At 73.6% G+C, this 20,507-nt stretch carries 14 protein-coding genes; 13 read left to right on the top strand and 1 reads right to left on the bottom strand.

Annotated elements, in window-relative coordinates; all coding sequences use genetic code 11:
- The first annotated feature begins 16 nt into the window (after window positions 1-16).
- On the top strand, window positions 17-631 hold the full coding sequence (locus C8E97_RS27435; RefSeq protein ID WP_121008295.1) for a rhomboid-like protein: 615 nt from the start codon (window positions 17-19) through the stop codon (window positions 629-631).
- Between the two features lie 241 nt (window positions 632-872).
- Here the strand turns inward: C8E97_RS27435 and C8E97_RS27430 are convergent, their stop codons facing one another.
- Window positions 873-1,193: a hypothetical protein gene (locus C8E97_RS27430; RefSeq protein ID WP_121008294.1), complete on the bottom strand. Its 321-nt coding sequence runs from the start codon at window positions 1,191-1,193 to the stop codon at window positions 873-875.
- Between the two features lie 172 nt (window positions 1,194-1,365).
- Between C8E97_RS27430 and C8E97_RS27425 the strand changes: the two genes are divergently transcribed.
- The 12 genes from C8E97_RS27425 to C8E97_RS27370 all read left to right on the top strand — a co-directional run bounded on the left by C8E97_RS27425 (window position 1,366) and on the right by C8E97_RS27370 (window position 20,504).
- Entirely contained in the window at window positions 1,366-2,226 is an 861-nt protein-coding gene (locus tag C8E97_RS27425; protein ID WP_121008293.1) for a helix-turn-helix domain-containing protein, read from the top strand.
- The gene (locus C8E97_RS27420) at window positions 2,219-2,425 is read left to right on the top strand and encodes a DUF397 domain-containing protein (RefSeq protein ID WP_425470606.1); all 207 of its coding nucleotides are present in this window, start codon (window positions 2,219-2,221) and stop codon (window positions 2,423-2,425) included. Before C8E97_RS27425 ends, C8E97_RS27420 begins: the two co-directional genes overlap by 8 nt.
- A 728-nt stretch (window positions 2,426-3,153) precedes the next feature.
- Window positions 3,154-3,801, top strand: coding sequence for a DedA family protein (locus tag C8E97_RS27415; protein ID WP_121008292.1), 648 nt, complete (start codon window positions 3,154-3,156; stop codon window positions 3,799-3,801).
- A 458-nt stretch (window positions 3,802-4,259) separates the two neighbouring features.
- Window positions 4,260-7,118 (top strand): AfsR/SARP family transcriptional regulator, encoded by a 2,859-nt coding sequence (locus tag C8E97_RS27410; protein WP_246019208.1) that lies wholly within the window; start codon window positions 4,260-4,262, stop codon window positions 7,116-7,118.
- 172 nt (window positions 7,119-7,290) lie between these two features.
- Complete coding sequence (locus C8E97_RS27405) at window positions 7,291-9,627, top strand: chitinase C-terminal domain-containing protein (protein ID WP_121008290.1); 2,337 nt, start codon at window positions 7,291-7,293, stop codon at window positions 9,625-9,627.
- Between the two features lie 155 nt (window positions 9,628-9,782).
- A complete protein-coding gene (locus C8E97_RS27400) occupies window positions 9,783-9,971 on the top strand; it encodes a hypothetical protein (protein WP_121008289.1) in 189 nt (62 codons plus the stop codon).
- A gap of 11 nt (window positions 9,972-9,982) precedes the next feature.
- Window positions 9,983-12,955: a helix-turn-helix transcriptional regulator gene (locus C8E97_RS27395; protein WP_121008288.1), complete on the top strand. Its 2,973-nt coding sequence runs from the start codon at window positions 9,983-9,985 to the stop codon at window positions 12,953-12,955.
- A gap of 720 nt (window positions 12,956-13,675) precedes the next feature.
- Window positions 13,676-14,428: an ABC transporter ATP-binding protein gene (locus C8E97_RS27390; protein WP_121008287.1), complete on the top strand. Its 753-nt coding sequence runs from the start codon at window positions 13,676-13,678 to the stop codon at window positions 14,426-14,428.
- 4 nt (window positions 14,429-14,432) lie between these two features.
- The gene (locus tag C8E97_RS27385) at window positions 14,433-16,940 is read left to right on the top strand and encodes an ABC transporter permease (RefSeq protein WP_121008286.1); all 2,508 of its coding nucleotides are present in this window, start codon (window positions 14,433-14,435) and stop codon (window positions 16,938-16,940) included.
- 503 nt (window positions 16,941-17,443) lie between these two features.
- Window positions 17,444-18,718: an ABC transporter substrate-binding protein gene (locus C8E97_RS27380; RefSeq protein ID WP_121008285.1), complete on the top strand. Its 1,275-nt coding sequence runs from the start codon at window positions 17,444-17,446 to the stop codon at window positions 18,716-18,718.
- Between the two features lie 59 nt (window positions 18,719-18,777).
- Window positions 18,778-19,674, top strand: coding sequence for a carbohydrate ABC transporter permease (locus C8E97_RS27375; protein ID WP_246019429.1), 897 nt, complete (start codon window positions 18,778-18,780; stop codon window positions 19,672-19,674).
- Between the two features lie 5 nt (window positions 19,675-19,679).
- Entirely contained in the window at window positions 19,680-20,504 is an 825-nt protein-coding gene (locus C8E97_RS27370) for a carbohydrate ABC transporter permease (RefSeq protein ID WP_121012531.1), read from the top strand.
- Window positions 20,505-20,507 lie beyond the last annotated feature (3 nt).

The following is a 20,507-nucleotide window of genomic DNA, read 5'->3' as shown; positions in this document are numbered from 1 at the left end:
GCCCGATCATGGCCGGGTGCGTGACCGCTTCCGGCGCAACCCCGTCACGGCGGGCTACCTGCTCGCCGTGGCGGGGCTCGCCCTGCTCATGCGGTTCGTGTTCGCCGACGGGATGTCGGCGCAGATCGTCGAGTCGCTGAGCACCAACACCGGCAACCTCGCCCACCACCCGGTGAACGCCCTGGTCGGCAGCGCGTTCGTGCTGGACCCCGGTGACGGCGTGGTGTTCACCGCCGTCGCGCTGCTCGGCCTGGCGGTGTGCCTGGGCGCGTTCGAGCGGGTGGTCGGACCGTGGCGCGCGGTCGGTGTCGCGCTGGCCGGGCACGTGGGCGCGACGATGGCGGCGACCGCGGTCATCGCGCTGGGCGCGTACCCGGTGGACCTGTCCGAGGTCGTCGACGTGGGCGTCGGGCACGTCGCGTTCGCGGCGGGCGGCGCGGTGACGGTGCTGGTGCCGGTGGTGCTGCGCGGGCCGTGGCTGGCGGTGCTGGTCGGCTACCCGCTGCTGGTCGCCGAGTGGTTCGGCGCGGTGCCCGAGTTCGACGCGGTCGGGCACGTGGCCGCCGCGGTGATCGGGGCGGGGTGCGGTGCGTTGGCGGCCCGCCGGTTCTTCGCGTTCGCCGGTCGGTGAGCCGGCGGGGTCCGGCCGCGGGCGCGCGGCCCGGTGCCGGTCGGCTCGGCGCCGGTGGGCGCTCGTCGGTGGGCGCTCGTCGGTGGTCGGGCGGTGTGGCCGCGGCGGAACCGGCCCCGGTCGGGGTGCGAGGTCGATTCCGCCGCGGGTGCGGTCGGGCGGCGCGGATGGGGGCTCGATCATCGGGGGGAGGCGCGTCGCCCGCCGCGGAGCGGGGTGTGCCCGCTCGTCCGGGGTGCCGCTACACCGCGCTGCGCACGTGCCGGTGGTGCCTGCCGGGCGCCTCGGCGGCGACCGTCATCGCGAGCTGCGCGCCCAGGTAGGCGCGGCACGGCGCGGGCAGCCGGCGGCTGAACCGCCTGGTCCGGCAGGTGGGGCAGCGGCCGTGCTCGTCCGGCGCGTGCTCGTCCAGCAGCGCCTTCACCGCCGCGACCACGCGCGGCAGCTCCGAGCGGGCGAGGGCCGCCGCCGTGCCGTCGTCGCCGTCGGAGGCCAGCCGCACCAGCGCGTCGAGGTGCTCGTGCAGCGACTTGTCGAGCTGGCTGAAGACCGTCACGGACACCTTCAGCGCTCCTTCCCCGTCCTCCGGCGATCGCGTCCGACGCGGTGTGCCCCAGCAGCCTGCGACCGTCCACCGGCGATCTGCAAGTTGCAGTACACGAATGGATGACAGCCCTTTGCTCCACGCACGTGGGCGAACAGACTCGTCCACGCGACCAGGAGGAGGTGTGCCGATGCCACGCGGTGGCAGCCCGACCCTGCTCAGGCGGCGGCTCGTCGGGGAGTTGCGCAGGCTGCGCGAGGCGGCCGCGCTCACCATCGAGGACGTCGGCGAGCGGCTGGAGTGCTCGGCGTCGAAGATCAGCCGCATCGAGACCGGGCGGGTCGGCGTCACGCCGCGCGACGTGCGGGACATGCTCGCCGCGTACGGCGCGGACCGGGCCACGCTCGACGAACTCGTCCGGCTCGCCCGCGAGGCCAGGCGCAAGGCGTGGTGGGACGCGTTCGGCGACGTCGCGCCCGGCCGGTACATCGGGTTCGAGGCCGACGCCGAGGCGGCGCGCACCTACCAGGGCCTGATGATCCCCGGACTGCTCCAGACCGAGGGCTACACCAGGGCGCTGATCGCCGACGTGCTGCCGGACGCGCCGCCCGGCGAGGTCGACCGGCGGGTGGAGCTGCGCCGGGCGCGGCAGGCGCTGCTGGTCGAGGACGAGCCGCTCGCCCTGCACGCGGTGATCGACGAGGCCGCGCTGCGGCGGCTGGTCGGCGGGCCCGCGACGATGGTCGGGCAGCTGCGGCGGCTGGCCGAGGTCGCGGAACTGGACAACGTCACCCTCCAGGTGATCCCGTTCGAGGCGGGCGGCCACGCGGCGATGGACGGCCCGTTCGTGATCCTGGCCTTCCCGGAGAAGTCCGATCCCGACCTGGTGTACCTGGAGGGCACGCGCGGCGAGGTCTACCTGGAGCAGCCCGCCGAAGTCGCCCGGTACGCGGACCTGTTCGCGCGGCTCGCGGCGGCGTCGCTGGACCCCTCGGCGTCGGCGGCGCTGGTGGCGCGGGTCGCGCGCGGGCTGCTCGCCGACCGTGGGTGAGGCGGCCGTGCGGCGGCGGTGGCGCAGGAGCGGGCGTTCGTCCGCGTCCGGGTCGGATTGCGTGGAGATCGCGTTGGCGGACGTCGGCGCGGCCGTGCGGGACTCGAAGGACCGCGCCGGTGGTGCGCTGAGCTTCGGCGCGGCGCAGTGGTCGCGCTTCGTCGGTGGCGCCAAGGGCGGTCGGTACGACGGGCGCTGAGCCCGGCGCGGTGGCGGGGCCGGCGGACCCCATCGGCCGGGGTGGTCGCCCGGGGGTGGTCGAGCGGGGCGAGCGGGCCGAGCGGACCGGGCAGGGCAAGGCAAGGCAAGGCGAGTCGGGCACGGGAAGTCGGGCCGGGCGATCGGGCCGGGCGAACCAGGTGGGGAGAGCCGGCAGGGCTGGCGGGGCGAACCAGGCAGCGGGTCGGCGGGGCGGGTCGGGTCGGGGCCGGCGGAGCCAGGGGTGGCCCCTGACTTCCGCCGGGGTCGGGTACGACCAAGGTCTGATCGGCGACCAGACCCGGGTTTGATGCGCGGACCACCCTCGTTCCGGTGGACTCGTCGCCGGAGGGGGTGGTGTCGGTGGTCCGGGTCGCGCGCTGCTCGGCGGTGTCGTCCGCCGGTCCCGTCCGGCCCGGACCGCCCGACCGCCCGCGGCACGCGTGCCGGGGACGGCCCGGCACCTCGGGCGCGCCCCGCCGGCGTCCGGGGTGTTCACCCGCGCGACACCCGGCGGTGACCGGGTGTCGACCCCGCGTCGGGTCCGCCGCACCCCGCCGGCCGTAGCCTGTGCGCCGGGTGCGCCGGGCGTGGTGGCACGATCCCGCACGACCGCGGTGGCGCCCGGCTCCGGGCCGGCGGCCCACCGCTCGACAGCGACCGGTTCACGCGGTCGGACACCGGCCGGCCCACCGGGCGCGGTCCTGATCGTCACCTGGGGGACGAGAGATGGCTTTCCTGACCGACGCGCTGGAGGGGCTGGCCGGGCTGCCGCAGCCCGCGGTGCTGGCGGTGACCGGCGCGCTGACGCTGGCGGAGTGCACGCTCGGCGTGGGCTTCATCGCGCCGGGGGAGAGCGCGCTGCTGCTCGCGGCGACGACCGTGACCAGCGTGCCGAGGTTCCTCGTCATGTGGCTGGTCGTGTCGGTGTGCGCGGTGGCCGGCGACAGCATCGGGTACTACCTGGGCCGCCGGTTCGGCGACCGGCTGCGGGACAGCAAGGTCGTCCGCAAGCTCGGGCAGGAGCACTGGGACAAGGCCGGCGAGCTGCTGCGCCGCCGGGGCGCGTGGGCGGTGTTCTTCGCCCGTTTCATGCCCGTGGTGCGGACGCTGGTGCCCGCGTCGGCGGGCGCGTCCAAGCTGGAGTACCGGCGGTTCCTGCCCGCGTCGATCGCGGGCGCGGTGTGCTGGTCGGCGCTGCACATCGGCATCGGCTCGGCGGCGGGCGCGTCGGCCAAGTACATCGAGTCCGTGTTCAACGGCGTGATGTGGGTGCTGATGGGCCTGGCGGTCGTGGTCGCGGTCGTGGTGTTCCTGCGCCGCAGGCGCAAGGCGGCGGCCACCGCGACGCCGCAGGAGATGGAAGAGGTCGGCTGACCGCTTCCCGCGGGCCGGCCGCGGTGGCGCGGGGGCCGAGGGCTCCCGCCCGTCGCGGGCGGGCCCGCGGGACGCCGCCCGGCCGCGCGCAGCCGAAGGGGCCGCCTCCGGAGTTCGGGATCCGGGGACGGCCCCTTCGACTGGGGGGAGGGCAGGGGGAGGGAGCCATCCCTACCGGATGGCGCTCCCCGGGGGAGCCTGGGGACGAGGGCGGGCCGGCGTTCCGCCGCCGCGGGCTGGATGCCCCTTGCACGCCGGCCTGCCCTCGTCGTTCAGGGAGAGCAGCGGATGTTCCGCTGTCTGGTCCAACCTGCCCCACTCGGGTTCGCCCTGTGTGGTCGGCCGGACACGCTTAGCGTAAGAATGCGGCTACAGCGCGACTGGAGCCGCACTGAAGTGATCACCTAGGCTCCGTCGTGAGGTCGGGTCAGCTCAGCCCTGCGGTGAAGGAACGGTCGGTGGCGTACGACGGCGTGGAGCCCTTGCGGTTCGAGGTGCTCGGCCTGCTCCGGGTGCGGCGCGGCGACCGGGAGGTCGACCTCGGCGCGGCCAAGCAGCGCGCCGTGCTCGCCGTGCTGCTGCTGGGCCGCAACACCCCGGTCAGCCGGGACCACATCATCGAGGCGGTGTGGGGCGACGCGGTGCCCACCAGCGCCGTCAACCTCGTCCAGACCTACGTGGCCGGCCTGCGCCGGGCCCTGGAGCCCAGCCGCGCCCGCCGCGCGCCCGCCGAGCTGCTGACCTCCGTCGGCGACGGCTACCTGCTGCGCCTGGACCCGGCGGCGGTCGACCTGGACGCGTTCGAGCGCGGGGTGGTGGCCGCCGGCCGGCTGCGGTCGGCGGGCGACCTGGAGGCCGCGGCCCGCGCGCTGGACGAGGCGCTGGCGCTGTGGCGCGGCGAGCCCCTCGGCGGCGTCGCCGGGCTGTTCGCGGAGGTCGAGCGGGGCAGGCTCGGCGAGCGGCGGCTCGCGGCCCAGGAGGAGCGCGCCGAGGTGCTGCTGCTGCTCGGGCGCGGCGCGGCGCTGGTGCAGGAGCTGACGGCGCTGGTGGCCGAGCACCCGCTGCGGGAACGCGGGCACGGCCTGCTGATGCGCGCCCTGTGCCAGGCGGGGCGGCAGGCCGAGGCGCTGGGCGCGTACCGCGCGGCGCGGCGGGTGCTGATCGACGAGCTGGGCGTCGAGCCGGGCCCCGAGCTGCGCCGCCTCCAGCAGGCCGTGCTGGCGGGCGAGGACCCCGAGCCGGAGCGGCCGACGCGGCCGATCGCGCTGCCCGCGCAGGCGGCCGAGCCCGCGCTGCCGACGATCCCCGCGCAGCTGCCGCGCGCGCCGGTCGCCCTCATCGGCCGCGACGCCGAGGTGGCGCGGCTGGACGGGCTGCTGGCGTCGTACCCGGCGGGCGGGCTGGTGCTCGTCGTCACGGGACCGGCGGGCGTCGGCAAGACGGCGCTGGCGCTGCACTGGGCGCACCGTGTGCGCGAGGGGTTCCCGGACGGCCAGCTCTACGTCGACCTGCACGGCTACGACCCGAACCAGGAGCCGCTGGGCGCGGGGGAGGTGCTCAACCGGTTCCTGCGGACGCTGGGCGTGCCGTCGGGCGACATCCCGGTGACCGTGGAGGAGCGCTCGGCGCTGTTCCGCACGCTGGTCGCGGACCGGCGGATGGTCGTGGTGCTGGACAACGCGCGCGGGTCGACCGAGCTGATGCCGCTGCTGCCCGGTCCGCCCTCGTGCGTGCTGGTGACGTCCCGGCGGCGGCTGGTGGGCCTGGTGGCGCACGCCGACGCCCGGCTGGTCGAGCTGGACATGCTCGGCACCGACGCGGCGGTGGAGGTGCTGGGCCGGGTCGCCGGGCGCGACGCGGGCGAGGTCGGCCCGCTGCGCCGGCTGGCGGTGCTGTGCGACGGGTTGCCGCTGGCGCTGCGGATCGCGGCGGCGCGGCTGGCGGTGTCGCCGTCGCTGCGGGTCGCGGAGCTGGTGGCCGAGCTGGACGACGAGCACGGCAGGCTGGCCGCGCTGGGCCTGGAGGACGAGGACTCGACCGTGCGGGCGGCGCTGGACGCGTCGCGGCGCGCGCTGTCGCCGCTGCCCGCGCGGCTGCTGGCGCTGCTGGGCCTGCACCCCGGCCCGGACGTGACGGCACACGTGGTGGCCGCGATGGCGTGCGTGCGGGTGGCGGAGGCGCAGCGGGCGCTGGACGCGCTGGCGGCGGCGAACCTGTTGTCGGTCAACGAACCCGGCCGGTACGCGGCGCACGACCTGGTGCGCGTCTACACCCGGACGCTGGCCGCCGAGCTGGCCCCCGAGCGGCGGCACGAGGCGACCGGCCGGATGCTGGACTACTACCTGCACTGCGCCGACCTGGCCGACGGGCTGCTGCCGGTCGGCCGCGGCAGCGTGCGGGTCGCGCCGGAGCTGGTGCCGGCGGAGGTGCCCCGGCTGACCGGCGCGGGCGACGCGACGGCGTGGCTGGACGCCGAGCAGGCGAACCTGATCGCGGCGGCGGAGCTGGCGGGCGAGGGCGCGGAACGGGCCTGGCTGGTGCACGCCTGGCAGCTGCCGTACACGCTGTCGCGGTTCTTCTGGCTGCGGACGGACCGCTCGACGTGGCTGCGCACCACGGAGGCCGCGATGCGCGCGGCGACCTCGCTGGGCGACCCGGAGGCGCGGTTCGTCACGCTGTTCAACCTCGGGGTGGCGCTGCTGCAGTTCCAGCGGTCGGACGAGGCGCTGGCGCGGCTGCGCGAGGCGTTGGAGGTGGCGCGGTCCAGCGGCGACGTGCACGCGCAGGCCCGCGCGCTGACGACGGTCGCCGACATGCTCCAGACGCTGGGGCGGATGGAGGAGGCCGAGACGTTCTACCGGGAGGCGCTGGAGGCCAGCCGCGCCGCCGGGTCGCGGTGGGCGGAGGCGGCGGCGCACCACAACCTGGGCCCGCTGTACCTGGCGATGCGGCGCTACGAGGACGCCAAGACGTGGCTGCGCGCGGCGGTGCGCATCTACCGGGAGGTGGGCGAGCAGTGCGGCGAGTCGACCTGCCATACGGACCTGGCGCTGGTGCTGCTGGAGTCCGGTGAGCTGTCCGCCGCGGTGGCGTCGGCGCGGACCGCGCTGTCGGTGGCGTCCGCGGCGATGAGCCCGTACCACCAGGCGTTGGCGCACGACCGGCTGGCGACGGTGTTCGACCGGCAGGGCATGGCGGGCGCGCTGGCGCACTGGCAGCGGGCCCTCGCGTTGTTCACGGAGCTGAACGCGCCGGAGGCGGACGAGGTGCGCGCGCGGTTGGCGCGCGTGCGATCGGCCTCCTCGCCGGTGGGCTGACCGGACGCCGCGCGCGGTGCGGCGGGGCGCGGCGACGGCGGTGGGAGCGCTCTCGCGAACGCCCTGATCGGTGAAGTGGTCTGGACCTATTGACATAAAGGTCTGGACCTATTTACGTTGCGTTCGCTCCACTCTGCGACGAGGCCGCCGCCTGGTGCAGGAGGTACGGCTAGTGCACAGAAAGCTGTTGCCGCTCACGGCGTTGCTCGCCACGGCGGCCGGACTCGTCATCGCTGTCGCGTCACCGTCCACGTCCAGCGCCGCCGCGGGGGAGGAGTGCCGCCCGGACGGCCTCTACCAGACCCCCGGCGTCGCCGTCCCCTACTGCTCGGTCTACGACGCCGACGGCCGGGAGACGATGGGCCCCGACCACTCCCGGCGGGTGATCGGCTACTTCACCAGCTGGCGCACCGGCAAGAACGGCGCGCCCTCCTACCTCGCCTCCGACATCCCGTGGCAGAAGGTCACGCACCTGAACTACGCGTTCGCCCACGTCAACACGGCGAACAAGGTGTCGGTCGGCCCCGACGGGCCGGACAACGCCGCCACCGGCATGACCTGGCCGGGCGTCGAGCTCGACCCGAGCCTGCCCTACAAGGGGCACTTCAACCTGCTCAACAAGTACAAGAAGCAGTACCCGAACGTGAAGACGCTGGTGTCCGTCGGCGGCTGGGCCGAGACCGGCGGCTTCCTCAACCCCGACGGCACCCGCAACGCGTCGGGCGGCTTCTACAAGATGGGCCAGTCGCAGGCGTCGATCGACACGTTCGCCGACTCCGCCGTGGAGTTCATCCGCACCTACGGGTTCAACGGCGTCGACATCGACTACGAGTACGCGACCTCCAACAAGTACGCCGGGAACCCGGACGACTACTGGATCTCCGACGCCAACCGCGGCACCCTGTGGGCCGGCTACGAGAAGATCATGAAGACGCTGCGGGAGAAGCTGGACCGCGCGTCGGCCGCCGACGGCAAGCACTACCTGCTGACGGCCGCCGTGCCCGCGTCGGGCTGGCTGCTGCGTGGCCAGGAGGCGTACCAGGTCACCCGGTACCTGGACTACCTCAACATCATGTCCTACGACCTGCACGGCGCGTGGAACCACTTCGTCGGCCCCAACGCCGCGCTGTACGACGACGGCAAGGACGGCGAACTCCAGGCCGGCGGCGTCTACGGCGCCTACGACGGCATGGGCTACCTGAACACCGACTGGGCGTACCACTACTACCGCGGCGCGATGCAGGCCGGCCGGATCAACGTCGGCGTCCCGTTCTACACGCGCGGCTGGCAGGGCGTCACCGGCGGCACGAACGGCCAGTGGGGCAAGGCCGCGCTGCCCGACCAGAAGAAGTGCCCGCCCGGCACCGGCGGCACCGTCGGGTCCACCACGCCGTGCGGCAACGGCGCGATCGGCATCGACAACCTGTGGCACGACCTGGACAAGACCGGCGCGGAGTCCCCGGCGGGCGCGAACCCCATGTGGCACGCCAAGAACCTGGAGAACGAGATCACGCCGGACTACCTGGAGAAGTACGGCCTGGACCCGAAGAACGACCCGACCGACCGGATCTCCGGCTCCTACACCCGCCACTACGACAACACGATGGCCACGCCGTGGCTGTGGAACGCCGACAAGAAGGTGTACCTGTCCACCGAGGACGAGCAGTCCATCGCCACCAAGGCGAAGTACGTGGCGGACAAGGGCATCGGCGGCGTGATGATCTGGGAGCTGGCGGGCGACTACCGCTTCGACACCGCCAAGAACCAGTACACCATCGGTGACACCCTGCTCACCAAGCTCAACGACGGCCTGCGCGGCGCCGCGCCGTACGGCAACCGGAAGGCGCCCGGCACGCCGCCGACCGAGGTGCTCAACGTGTCCGCCACGGTGTCCGGGTTCGCGCTGGGCGACAACAACTACCCGATCAACCCGAAGCTGAGGATCACCAACAGCTCGACGGCCACCCTGCCGGGCGGCACGAAGATCGAGTTCGACTACGGGACCAGTGCGCCCGGCACCATGTCCGACCAGTCCGGCTTCGGCCTGCGGGTCACCGCCAAGGGGCACAGCGGCAGCAACGTCGGCGGGCTCAAGGGCGACTTCCAGCACGTCGAGCTGACCCTGCCGTCGTGGCAGTCGCTCGCGCCCGGCGCGTCGGTCGACGTCGCGCTGAGCTACCAGCTGCCGATCGCGTCGCCGTCGAACTTCAAGATCACCTTCGGCGGCAAGTCCTACGCGATCGCCTCGGACCACCCGCGCGGCACCGGCGGCCCGAACCCGACCACCACCTCGACGTCGACCTCCACCAGCACGTCGACCTCCACGACCACGACCACCACGAGCGCCCCGTCGTGCTCGGTGGCCGCCTGGGAGGCCGCCAAGGTCTACAACGGCGGCAACCAGGTCTCCCACAAGGGCAACAAGTGGCAGGCCAAGTGGTGGACCCAGGGTGACGAGCCGGGCACCACCGGCGAGTGGGGCGTGTGGAAGGACCTGGGGCCCTGCTGAGGCCCGCCTGAGGCATCCCTTACCCGCCGTCTGCCACCCCTTACGGCGGCGGGTAAGGGGACCAACGGCGTCGACGCGCGTGAACACCCGATGTCCGGGCGTCCACCTCAGGACGACTCTTCTCCTCGTCAGCGAGCGAACGAGGAGCAGTCGTCATGGAGTGGACGCCCGAGGCGTTGAAGGCGGAGATCGACTACCGGCAGGCCGCGCTGCGCGAGGACGCGGAACGCGCCCGCGTCGAGCGGGAGGACGGCACGCCGCGCCACCCGTGGTGGTGGTGGCTGGTGCACCGGCGCGCCCCGCGCGTGCCGCTGCCGGGGAATGGCCACCACGACGCCGCCTGAGGTGTGCGAACATGCCATCCGTGGCACGCCTCGGTACCGGAATACCCCTGGTGGCGCGCGGCCGGGAGCTCACCAGGCTGCGCGCCGCCCTGGCGGAGGCCGCCCGCGGCCGGGCGGCGGCGGTGCTGCTCGCCGGCGACGCGGGCGTGGGCAAGACGCGGCTGGTGGACGAGCTCGCCGCCGCTGCGACCGACACCCTGGTGCTGACCGGGCGGTGCCTGGACGTGGGCGAGACCGGCCTGCCCTACCTGCCGTTCACCGAAGCGCTGGGCCAGGTGCGGGAGGCCGGCCTGCTCGACGTCGGCGCGCGGCCCGCGCTGGGGCGGCTGCTGCCCGGACTGGCGCTGCCCGCGACCCAGGACAGCGGGCTGTCCGGGCTGCCGTCGCACCTGGTGGGCAGGCGGTCCGAGCAGGACGTCGGCCAGCTCCAGCTGTTCGACGCCGTGCACGGGCTGCTGGGCGACCTGGCCGAGCAGCGGCCCGTCCTGCTGGTGCTGGAGGACCTGCACTGGGCGGACGCGTCGACCCGGCACCTGCTGTCGTTCCTGTTCTCCCGCCTGCGGTCGCAGCGGCTGCTGGTGGTGGGCACCTACCGGTCCGACGACCTGCACCGCGGCCACCCGCTGCGACCGCTGCTCAACGAGCTGGTGCGGCTGCCCGCCGTGCAGCGGCTCGACCTGGCGCCGCTGAGCGCCATCGACGCGCGGTCGTTCGTGGCGGCGCTGGCCGACGACCTGCCCGACGAGGTCGTGCTGGAGGTCGCGGAGCGCTCGGACGGCAACCCGTTCTTCGCCGAGGAGCTGATCGCGGTCGCCACCTGCGGCTCCGGCATGCCGTGGACGCTCGCGGAGGTGCTGCTGGCCCGGATCGAACGGCTGTCGCGCGCCGCGCAGCACGTCGTGCGCGTGGCGTCGGTGGGCGGCCGGTCGGTGCGGCACGACCTGCTGCGGCAGGTGGCCGGCGCGGACGACGTCGCCCTGGACGACGCGCTGCGCGAAGCCGTGCAGCACCACGTGCTGCTGGTCGACCGCAACGAGGTCTACACGTTCCGGCACGCCCTGCTGCGCGAGGCCGTCTACGGTGACCTGCTGCCCGGCGAGCGGGTGCGGCTGCACTCGGCCTACGCCGCGCGCCTCGCCGCCACGTCCGACCGGGGCGCGGTGGCGGCGCTGGCGCACCACTCGCTGGAGAGCCACGACCTGCCCCGCGCCCTGCGGGCCTCCGTGGAGGCCGCGCAGGAGGCGCTGGCCGCCGGCGCGCCCGCCGAGGCGCTGCGGCACCTGGAGCAGGCGTTGCAGCTGTGGCAGGCGGTGCCCGCCGAGGACCGCCCGGACGGCGTCACCGAACTGGCGCTGCTGCGCCGCGCGTCGTGGGCGGCGGGCACGGCCGGGCAGCCGGAGCGGGCCATCGCGCTCGCCCGCGGCGGCACCCGGCTGGTCGACCCCGACGCGCCGGAGGAGGCCGCCGAGATGTGGCGGCGGTTCGCGCAGGCGCTACAGGTGCTCGACGGCACCGAGCAGGAGCAGGTCGCGGCCGTCGAGGAGGCGTGGCGGCTGGTGCGCGACCGGCCCGCGAGCCCCGCCCGCGCCTGGGTCCTCGCGGTGTGGGCCGCGTCGCTGCGGCAGGGACGCGCGTACGCCGAGGCCAGGGACCGGGCGGAGCAGGCGGTGCGCGACGGCCGCGCCGCCGGCGCCGAGGCCGCCGTGGCCGACGCCCTGGCTACCCTCGGGCTGCTCGACGAGGCCGCCGCCGACGTCGCCTCCGCGCGGCGGCACCTCGCCGAGGCCGTGGCCTGCGCGATGGCGGCCGGCGCCGTCAGCACCGAGCTGCGGGCCCGCTACTTCCTCGGCATGCACCACTACGACCTCGGCGAGCTGGCCGACGCGGCCCGCGCGTTCGACGAGGGCATGGCCCGCGCCAAGGAAACCGGCCTGGCCTGGAGCACGTTCGGCCTGGAACTGCGCATCCTCCAGGTGCTGACCCGGTACTACCTCGGCGACTGGGACGACGCGGCCGTCGCCGCCGAACCGCCCGGCCTGCGCGTGTCGAGCACCGTGTCGGCGCGCCTCGCGGCGGCGGGCACCCACGTGGCGGTCAGCCGCGGCGAGTTCGAGCAGGCCGAGCGCCTGATCGGCGAACTGCGCTCCGACTGGCACCGCGATTTCCAGATCGCGCTGATCACCGGCGGCACCGGCACCGAACTGGCGCTGTGGCGCGGCCAGCCGGAACTGGCGGCGGCGCGCGCCTCCGACGCCATCGACTGGTCCCGGCGGGAGGGCGGCACCTGGGTGTTGGCCGGCATCCGGCTGGCCGCGCTGGGCATCGCGGCGCACGCGGAACTCGCGGCCAGCGCCCGACGACGACGCGACGGCGAGGCGGAACAGGCCGCGCTGACCGCGGGCCGCGGGCTGGCGGAGTACGCGCGGACCACCGCCGAACTCGGCGCGCCGCGCACCGGGACGCTCGGCCCCGAGGGGCGCGCGTGGCTGGCGCGGGCGGCGGCCGAGGAGAGCAGGCTGGGCGGCGTGGGCGACCCGGACCTGTGGCGCGCGGCGGCCGACGGGTTCGGGTACGGGTCGGTGTTCGAGGAAGCCTGCTGCCGGTGGCGGCTGGCGGAGGCGCTGCTGGCCGCCGACCGGCGGGACGCGGCGATCGCCGAGCTGCGGGCGGCCGACGAGGTGGCGGAACGCCTCGGGGCGACGCCGCTGCGGGAGGCGGTGCGCGTGGTGGCCCGACGGGCGCGCGTGGCGCTGCACGGCGAGACCGCGCGGTCGCGCGTCGACCCGTTCACCCCGAGGGAGCGCTCGGTGCTGGGCCTGGTCGCGCTGGGGCGGACGAACCGGGAGGTGGGCGAGGAGCTGTACATCTCGGAGAAGACCGTCAGCGTCCACCTCACCCGGATCATGGCCAAGCTGGGGGCGAGCAGGCGGGCGGAGGCCGTGGCCATCGCCTACGACCGGGGATTGCTGGAACAACCGAACTGACCGGGAACCCCACCGCCCGCCGCCGCACCGACCCGAGCCCACCGCACCGACCGAAAGCCACCGCACCGCGCAGCACAGACCCGTGGTCTCGTGTTCTCCCCGTATGGCCTGCCCGCAGGGCGACCACAGTCGGTCAGGGGGCGCAAGCACGCTTCACCGCTTGCGCCCCCTGACCGACTGTGGTGGTCTTTGACAGGCCATGCGGGGAGAACACGACGCCTTTAAAGCTTTTCCTCCCCGGAGGTCTGCCCAGCGGCGAGCGCCCTTCTTTTCCGCTTTGACCCGCCAAAACCGAAGAACTTCCGTACGGATCTCAGCCGAACAAAAGCGTCCTCGCCGGACAGGCAGGCCACCAAGGATGAGGGCAAAGCTTCTTCGAAGCCTTGCAAGCTTTTCAAGCTTCTTCGAAGCTTGAAAAGCTTTGGCTGCGTGTCATCCCCGTACGACCTGTCAAAGACCACCACAGTCGCCAGAGGGGCGCAAGCGGTGAAGCGTGCTTGCGCCCCTCTGGCGACTGTGGTCGCCCTGCGGGCAGGCCGTACGGGGATGACACGCAGCCGGCCGTCGTGTGCCCGAGGGTGGGCGGCCGGGGTGGTAGACGTGGGGACTAGGGAGGGTCATACCGCAGGTGGATGGTGGTTCGGTCGGGGAGGTGACGACCGGGTAGGTGGCGTGCCCATAGGTTTCCCCTGTCCGCTGGAGCAGAGGGAATGAGGGAGCATGTCCGCACTGGTGTCCGACGTCGGGACCCGTACCGCTGTAGCCGCCGCGAGCCTGGTGAAGGTCTACGGCAAGGGCGACACCGCTGTCCGGGCGCTGGACGGCGTGAGCGTCGCGTTCCAGGCAGGCAAGTTCACGGCCATCATGGGCCCGTCCGGGTCCGGCAAGTCGACGCTGATGCACTGCCTCGCCGGCTTGGACAACGTCGACGGCGGGTCGGTGCAGATCGCCGGCACTGAGATCACGTCGTTGGGCGACAAGGAGCTGACCAAGCTCCGCCGCGACCGCATCGGGTTCGTGTTCCAGGCGTTCAACCTGCTGCCGACGTTGACCGCCGAGGCGAACATCCTGCTCGGGCTGGAGCTGGCCGGGCGCAAGCCCGACCGCGAGTGGCTCGACCGGATCGTCGACGTGCTCGGGTTGCGGGACCGCTTGAAGCACAAGCCGACCGAGCTGTCGGGCGGTCAGCAGCAGCGCGTCGCGTGCGCCCGCGCGCTGGTCGCCAAGCCGGACGTCGTGTTCGCGGACGAGCCGACCGGCAACCTCGACTCGCGGTCCGGCGCCGAGGTGCTCGACTTCCTCCGGATGTCGGTGCGCAAGCTCGGGCAGACGGTGATCATGGTGACGCACGACCCGGTCGCGGCCTCGTACGCCGACCGCGTGGTCCTGCTCGCCGACGGCCACCTGGCCGGCGAGATCGACAACCCGACCGCGGACTCCGTCCTGTCGGCGCTGAAGCACCTGGGGGCGTGAGGTAATGCTGCGCACGATCATCGCGGGCCTCAAGGCCCGCACCGCGCGGCTCGTGTTGTCCTCGGTCGCGATCGCCCTGGGCGTCGCGTTCGTGACCGGCACGCTCGTCCTCGGCGACGCCCTGAACGCGAGCCTGCGCGACGAGTTCGCCAAGGGCGCGCGCGGCGTCGACGTCTCGATCACGCTGTCCGGCCGGACCGACCTCAAGGGCATCGCGCCGGAGGACCTGGCGAAGATCCGGCAGGCGCCGGGTGTCGGCGGCGCGGACGCCCGCACCTCCAAGCCCGCGCCGCTGCTGGCCGCCAACGGCAAGGCGAAGCCCGCGTTCGCGTTCCCCCTCGCGGACAACGAGGAGCTGCGCGAGTACGACCTGGCCGACGGGCGCTACCCCGGCGGCCCCGACGAGATCGCCGTCGACGTCCGCACGGCGGAGACCGCGAAGCTGTCCATCGGCAAGCCGGTGACGCTGCTGGGCGAGGGCGAGCAGCGGCGCGAGTACACGTTGGTCGGCACGTACCGGCAGGGCGTCGGCGAGGTGTCCGTGTCGGGCTTCGACCACGTCGTGCTGTCGACGGAGGCGTTCGCGGCGCTCGAACCGGAGCGCCTGCCGTACCAGGTGGTGGGGTTCAAGGCCGAGGGGTTCACCCAGGAGCAGGTCGCGGAGAACGTCCGCAAGGCGCTGGGCGGCGACGCCTACACCGTGCAGACCGGCGAGCAGTTGACGGCCGCGGCGCTGGAGCGGATCAGCTCGCGGTCCTTCGAGTTCACCACGTTCCTGCTGGTGTTCGCGGTGATCGCGCTGATCGTCGCGGCGATGGTCATCTACAACACGTTCACCATCCTGGTGGCGCAGCGCACCCGTGAGCTGGCGCTGATGCGGTGCGTCGGCGCGAGCCGGGAGCAGGTGTTCCGGGGTGTGCTGGTCGAGGCGCTGGTCATGGGGTTCACGGCCTCGGTGATCGGGCTGGCCGGCGGGCTCGGCGTGTCCGCGCTGCTCCAGAAGGCGATCGGCGGGTTCCTCGGCGGTGGCGGCGAGGTCGCGGTCCGGCTGCCCGTGACGGTGACGACGGTGCTCGTGGCGTTCGCCGTGGGTGTGCTGGTGACGGTGCTCGCGGCCGTGCTGCCCGCTCGCAAGGCCACGCGGGTGCACCCGGTCGCGGCGCTGCGCACCCAGGTCGACAGCAGCGAGGAGGTGGCGCGCACCGGCACGCTGCGGCTGCTGTCGGCGGCGCTGCTGGGCGTCGCCGGCGTCGGCACCACCGCCCTGGGCCTGGGCATGGAGGGCGAGGAGCTCCCCATGATCGTCAGCGGCGCGGGGACGATGTTGCTGCTGGGCGCGGTGGTGGTGCTCGGACCGCTGCTGGTCGGGCCGGTGAACCGGGTGCTCGGCGTCGTGCCCAAGGCGCTGTTCGGGGTGCCCGCGAAGCTGGCCGCCGCCAACGCCGGGCGCAACCCCAAGCGCACGGCCGCCACGACGGCGGCGCTGATGATCGGCGTGACCATCGTCGGCATGGTGACCGTGGTCGCCAACAGCGCCAAGCAGACCGCCAACGAGCAGGTCGAGCAGCGGCTGCCCGCCGACTACACGGTCACCTCCTCGGTCTACAGCCGTCCGCTGCCGAAGGACCTGGCGGCGCAGCTCGCGGCGTTGCCCGAGGTGGCGAAGGTCGCGCCGACGACCCGGCTGTCCGCCGAGCACGGCCAGTTCACCGGGGTGTCCCGCGACGCGCTGGGCGACCTGTTCCGGCCCAAGGTGGAGAGCGGCACGCTGGACGACCTGCGGGACGGCACGGTCGCGCTGAACAGCGCCTACGCCAAGGAGCAGGGCCTGGCCGTCGGCTCGACCACCGCCGTCGAGACCGAAAGCGGGACGACGGAGCTGAAGGTCGTCGCCCTGGTGTCCGGGCAGCGGCTGGAGGACGGCGTCGTGACGCTGGAGACCTCCGAGCGGCTCGAACCCGGACTGGACGGCTACCACGGCATCATGATCAAGCTGAAGCCCGGCGCGGCGAACGGCCGCGCGGCGGTGGAGAAGGTCACCGACGCCTCGCCGCTCGCGGTCATCGACTCGGCCGCCGAGACCAAGGCGCAGCTGAACGAGCAGCTCGACAAGGTGCTGGCGCTGGTGTGGGCGCTGATCGGCCTGGCGGTGGTGATCGCGCTGTTCGGCATCGCGAACACGCTGACGCTGTCGGTGCTGGAGCGGACGCGGGAGTCGGCGCTGCTGCGGGCGCTCGGCCTGACCAGGGGCCAGCTGCGGCTGATGCTGGTGGTCGAATCGATCCTGATGGCGATGATGGGCGCGGCGATCGGCCTGGTGCTCGGCGTCGGGTTCGGCTGGGTGATCACGCAGTCGCTGTCGTCGGACACGCTGTCGGTCGCGTTCACCGTCCCGTTCGGACAGATCGGCGTGATGCTCGCGGCGGCGGTGGTGGCCGCCGTGCTCGCCGCCGCGCTGCCCGCCCGGCGGGCGGCCCGCACCTCGGTCGTCGCGGGGATGGCCGAGGCGTAGGCGGGGCACGGCCGGCCCGTTCCGCGTTCGGGGCGCGGGGCGGGCCGGCCATGTGCGGTGGCTCACAAGATTTTCGCCGTGCGCGCGTCACGTTCGCGCACGGCGGCCCTCTATGGGAGTGCGGGGTGGCTCGGGCGAGGGCCGAGCCACCCCGCACTCGTCGCGTTCCCGGCCCCGGGCGTCCGGTGTGCCCGCTCCCCGGCTCGGGACGTCCGGTGTGCCCGCCCCCGGCTTCGGCTTCCCGCTCGGGCTTGTGCCACCCCTGTCGTCGGTCGCCGTTGTCGGCCGATGTCGTCGGCCACTGATGTCAGTGACTGACATCAGTGGAATGTCGCCGGCGAGTGATGTCAGTGACTGACATCAGCCGCGACGAACCTTGAGCCGCGTGCCGACGCGAGTAAAGTCACGGGTCGGTGTCGACCGGTCGCTCTCCGTTGACAGCGGGGCTTGTCGCTCTCCAACGTGAGAGCGCTCTCACTCTATCGGCGGGTCGAGGAGGACGGATGAGCGGGACACCGGTCGGCCGGGCGGCGGCGGCCATCGCGATCGCCGTGGCGGCCACCATGACGGCCGCGTGCGGTGACGGCGCCGGTGACGGCGCGGTGAAGCTGTCGATCGGCGTCTTCTCCGACTTCGGGTACGACCGGCTGATCGAGGAGTACGAGGCGGCGCACCCCGGCGTCCGGGTCGAGCAGCGCAAGGTCAAGATGGAGCAGCACCACACGCAGTTGGCCACCCAGCTCGCCGGCGGCCGGGGCGCGGCGGACGTCGTGGCCATCGAGGAGGGCAGCATCGCCCGGTTCCGCCGCTCCAAGGACAAGTTCGTCAACCTCGCCGACCACGGCGCGCGGGACCTCCGATCCCGGTGGACGGCCTGGAAGTGGCAGCAGGGCACCGCCGACGACGGCGACTTCGTGCTGGGCCTGGGCACCGACATGGGCGGCCTCGCGCTCTGCTACCGGCGCGACCTGTTCCAGGCCGCCGGCCTGCCCGTCGACCGGGAGGCGGTCGGCGCGCTGTGGCCGACGTGGGCCGACTTCCTCGCCACCGCGGACCGGTTCACCGCCGCCACGCCGGGCGTGAAGTTCGTCGACACCGCGCAGAACGTCTACAAGGCCGTCCTCGACCAGACCGAGGAGGGCTACTTCGCCAAGGACGACACCTTCATCGCCGACACCAACCCGAAGGTCGCGGAGGCGTTCACCCTCGCCGCGAGCCTGGGCGAGAAGCGCCAGACCGGTGCGCTGACGCCGTTCAGCCAGGACTGGAACGTGGCCCTGAAGCAGGGCTCCTTCGCGACCACCACGTGCCCGGCGTGGGCGCTGGCGCTGATCAAGGCCGGCGCGGGCGAGGAGGCGGCGGGCAGGTGGGACGTGGCCGCCGCGCCCGGCGGCGGCGGCGGCAACTGGGGCGGCTCGTTCCTCGCCGTGCCCGCGCAAAGCGCGCACCCGAGGGAAGCCTACGAGCTGGCCGCGTGGCTGACCGCGCCCGAGCAGCAGAAGCGGATCTTCAAGGAGACCGGGAACCTGCCCAGCGAACCCGCCGCCTACCGGGACCCCGAGGTCACCTCGGCGGTCAACGACTACTTCAACCAGGCCCCGGTCGGCCGGATCTTCGGCGACGCGGCCGAAAGCCTCCAGCCGACCTACCGCGGCACCGGCGACGCACAGGTCACGCCCGTGTTCAACAACGCCCTCGGCCGCGTCGAAAGCGGACGACAGTCCACGAAGGACTCGTTCGAGCAGGCGGTGCGGGAAGCGCGGGACGCCGTCAGGTGACGGCCGCACCGACCGGGACCGGGCGTACCGCGCCGCCGCGCCCGTCGTGGCGCGACCGCCTGGGACGCCTGGACAGCAGGCTCACGCCGTACCTGGTCGTCGCGCCGTTCTTCCTGGTGTTCGGCGTCTTCGGCCTGTACCCGCTGCTGTTCACCGCCTGGGTGTCGCTGCACGACTGGCAGCTCGTCGACGGCGCGCAGCGGTTCGTCGGCCTGACGAACTTCCGCGCGCTGCTGGCGGACCGGAACTTCTGGAACGCCCTGGGCAACACCGTGAGCCTGTTCGTGCTGTCCACCGCGCCGCAGCTGGTGGCGGCGCTGGGGCTGGCGGCGCTGCTGGACCGCGGGCTGCGCGGCCGGGCGTTCTGGCGGGCGGGCGCGCTGCTGCCCAACGTGATCTCCGTCGCCGCCGTCGCCCTGGTGTTCGCGCAGCTCTACGGCCGCGACTTCGGCGTCGTCAACCACCTGCTCGGCTTGGTCGGCGTCGACCCGGTCGACTGGCGCGGCGAGACCTGGGCGTCGCACCTCGCCGTCAGCTCGATCGTGATGTGGCGGTGGACCGGCTACAACGCCCTGATCTACCTGGCGGCCATGCAGTCCGTGCCGCGCGACCGGTACGAGGCGGCGCTGCTGGACGGCGCGTCGCGGTGGCGGCTGTTCCGGTCCGTCACCCTGCCGAGCATCCGCCCCACCATCCTGTTCACCGTCGTCGTGTCCACCATCGGCGGGTTGCAGCTGTTCGTGGAGCCGCAGCTGTTCGACCCCGGCGGCACCGCGCTCGGCACCGGCGGCACGGACCGGCAGTTCCAGACCCTGGTGATGTACCTGTACGAGAAGGGCTTCCGGCTGTTCGACGCGGGCTACTCGGCCGCGATCGCGTGGGTGCTGTTCCTGCTGATCCTCGTGGTGGCCCTGGTGAACTTCACGCTGGCGCGGCGCATCGCGCCCAAGGGGTGAGCGCCGTGGCCGCGCGCCGCGCGGGTCCCGTCACCTACGCGCTGCTGGTCGTGGTGCTGCTCGCGTCGGTCTTCCCGCTGTACTACTCGTTCCTGATCGCGAGCAAGGACAACTCGGCGCTCGGCGACGCCGTGCCCTCCCTCGTGCCGGGTGGCAACCTCCTCGCGAACCTGGGCCGCGTCTTCGACACCGTCGACTTCTGGCTCGCCATGCAGAACTCGCTGGTCGTCGCGGGCACCGTCGCGGTGGGCAACGTCGTCCTGGGCACGCTCGCCGGGTTCGCCTTCGCCCACCTGCGCTTCCGGGGCAGCCACTCGCTGTTCCTGGTCGTCGTGGGCACGTCGCTGGTGCCGACCCAGCTCGGCGTCGTCCCGCTGTACCTGCTGATGTCGGACCTCGACTGGTACGGCACCCTCCAGGCGGTGATCGTGCCCGCGCTGATCGGCGCGTTCTCCGTGTTCTGGATGCGCCAGGCGTGCGAGGAGGCCGTGCCGCGCGAGCTGGTCGAGGCCGCCCGCGTCGACGGCTGCTCGGTGCTGGGCACGTTCCGGCACGTGGCGCTGCCCGCCGTGCGACCGCAGGCGGCGGTCATGGGCATGTTCACGTTCATGACGGCCTGGAACGACTTCTTCTGGCCGCTGATCGTCCTCGACCCGAACGACAGCCCCACCGTGCAGGTCGCACTGTCCACTCTGGCCAGTGGCTACTACACGGACTACTCGCTCATGCTCTCCGGCGCGTCCCTCGCGGTGCTGCCGGTCGTCGGGATCTTCCTCCTGCTGGCCCGCCACGTCGTCGGCGGGATCATGCAGGGGGCCGTGAAGGGGTGAACA

The sequence above is a fragment of the Saccharothrix australiensis genome (assembly GCF_003634935.1).
GTDB classification, from domain to species: Bacteria; Actinomycetota; Actinomycetes; order Mycobacteriales; family Pseudonocardiaceae; genus Actinosynnema; species Actinosynnema australiense.
Note: the sequence above shows the minus strand (reverse complement) of the source record. Positions and strands in the feature narration are given on the sequence as shown.

What these genes read in the sequence shown, in the direction of transcription:
- C8E97_RS27390 (WP_121008287.1), top strand. Translation starts at nt 13,676, where the DNA reads ATGTCCGCACTGGTGTCCGACGTCGGGACCCGTACCGCTGTAGCCGCC.
- C8E97_RS27400 (WP_121008289.1), top strand. Translation starts at nt 9,783, where the DNA reads ATGGAGTGGACGCCCGAGGCGTTGAAGGCGGAGATCGACTACCGGCAG.
- C8E97_RS27395 (WP_121008288.1), top strand. Translation starts at nt 9,983, where the DNA reads ATGCCATCCGTGGCACGCCTCGGTACCGGAATACCCCTGGTGGCGCGC.
- C8E97_RS27380 (WP_121008285.1), top strand. Translation starts at nt 17,444, where the DNA reads ATGAGCGGGACACCGGTCGGCCGGGCGGCGGCGGCCATCGCGATCGCC.
- C8E97_RS27415 (WP_121008292.1), top strand. Translation starts at nt 3,154, where the DNA reads ATGGCTTTCCTGACCGACGCGCTGGAGGGGCTGGCCGGGCTGCCGCAG.
- C8E97_RS27385 (WP_121008286.1), top strand. Translation starts at nt 14,433, where the DNA reads ATGCTGCGCACGATCATCGCGGGCCTCAAGGCCCGCACCGCGCGGCTC.
- C8E97_RS27425 (WP_121008293.1), top strand. Translation starts at nt 1,366, where the DNA reads ATGCCACGCGGTGGCAGCCCGACCCTGCTCAGGCGGCGGCTCGTCGGG.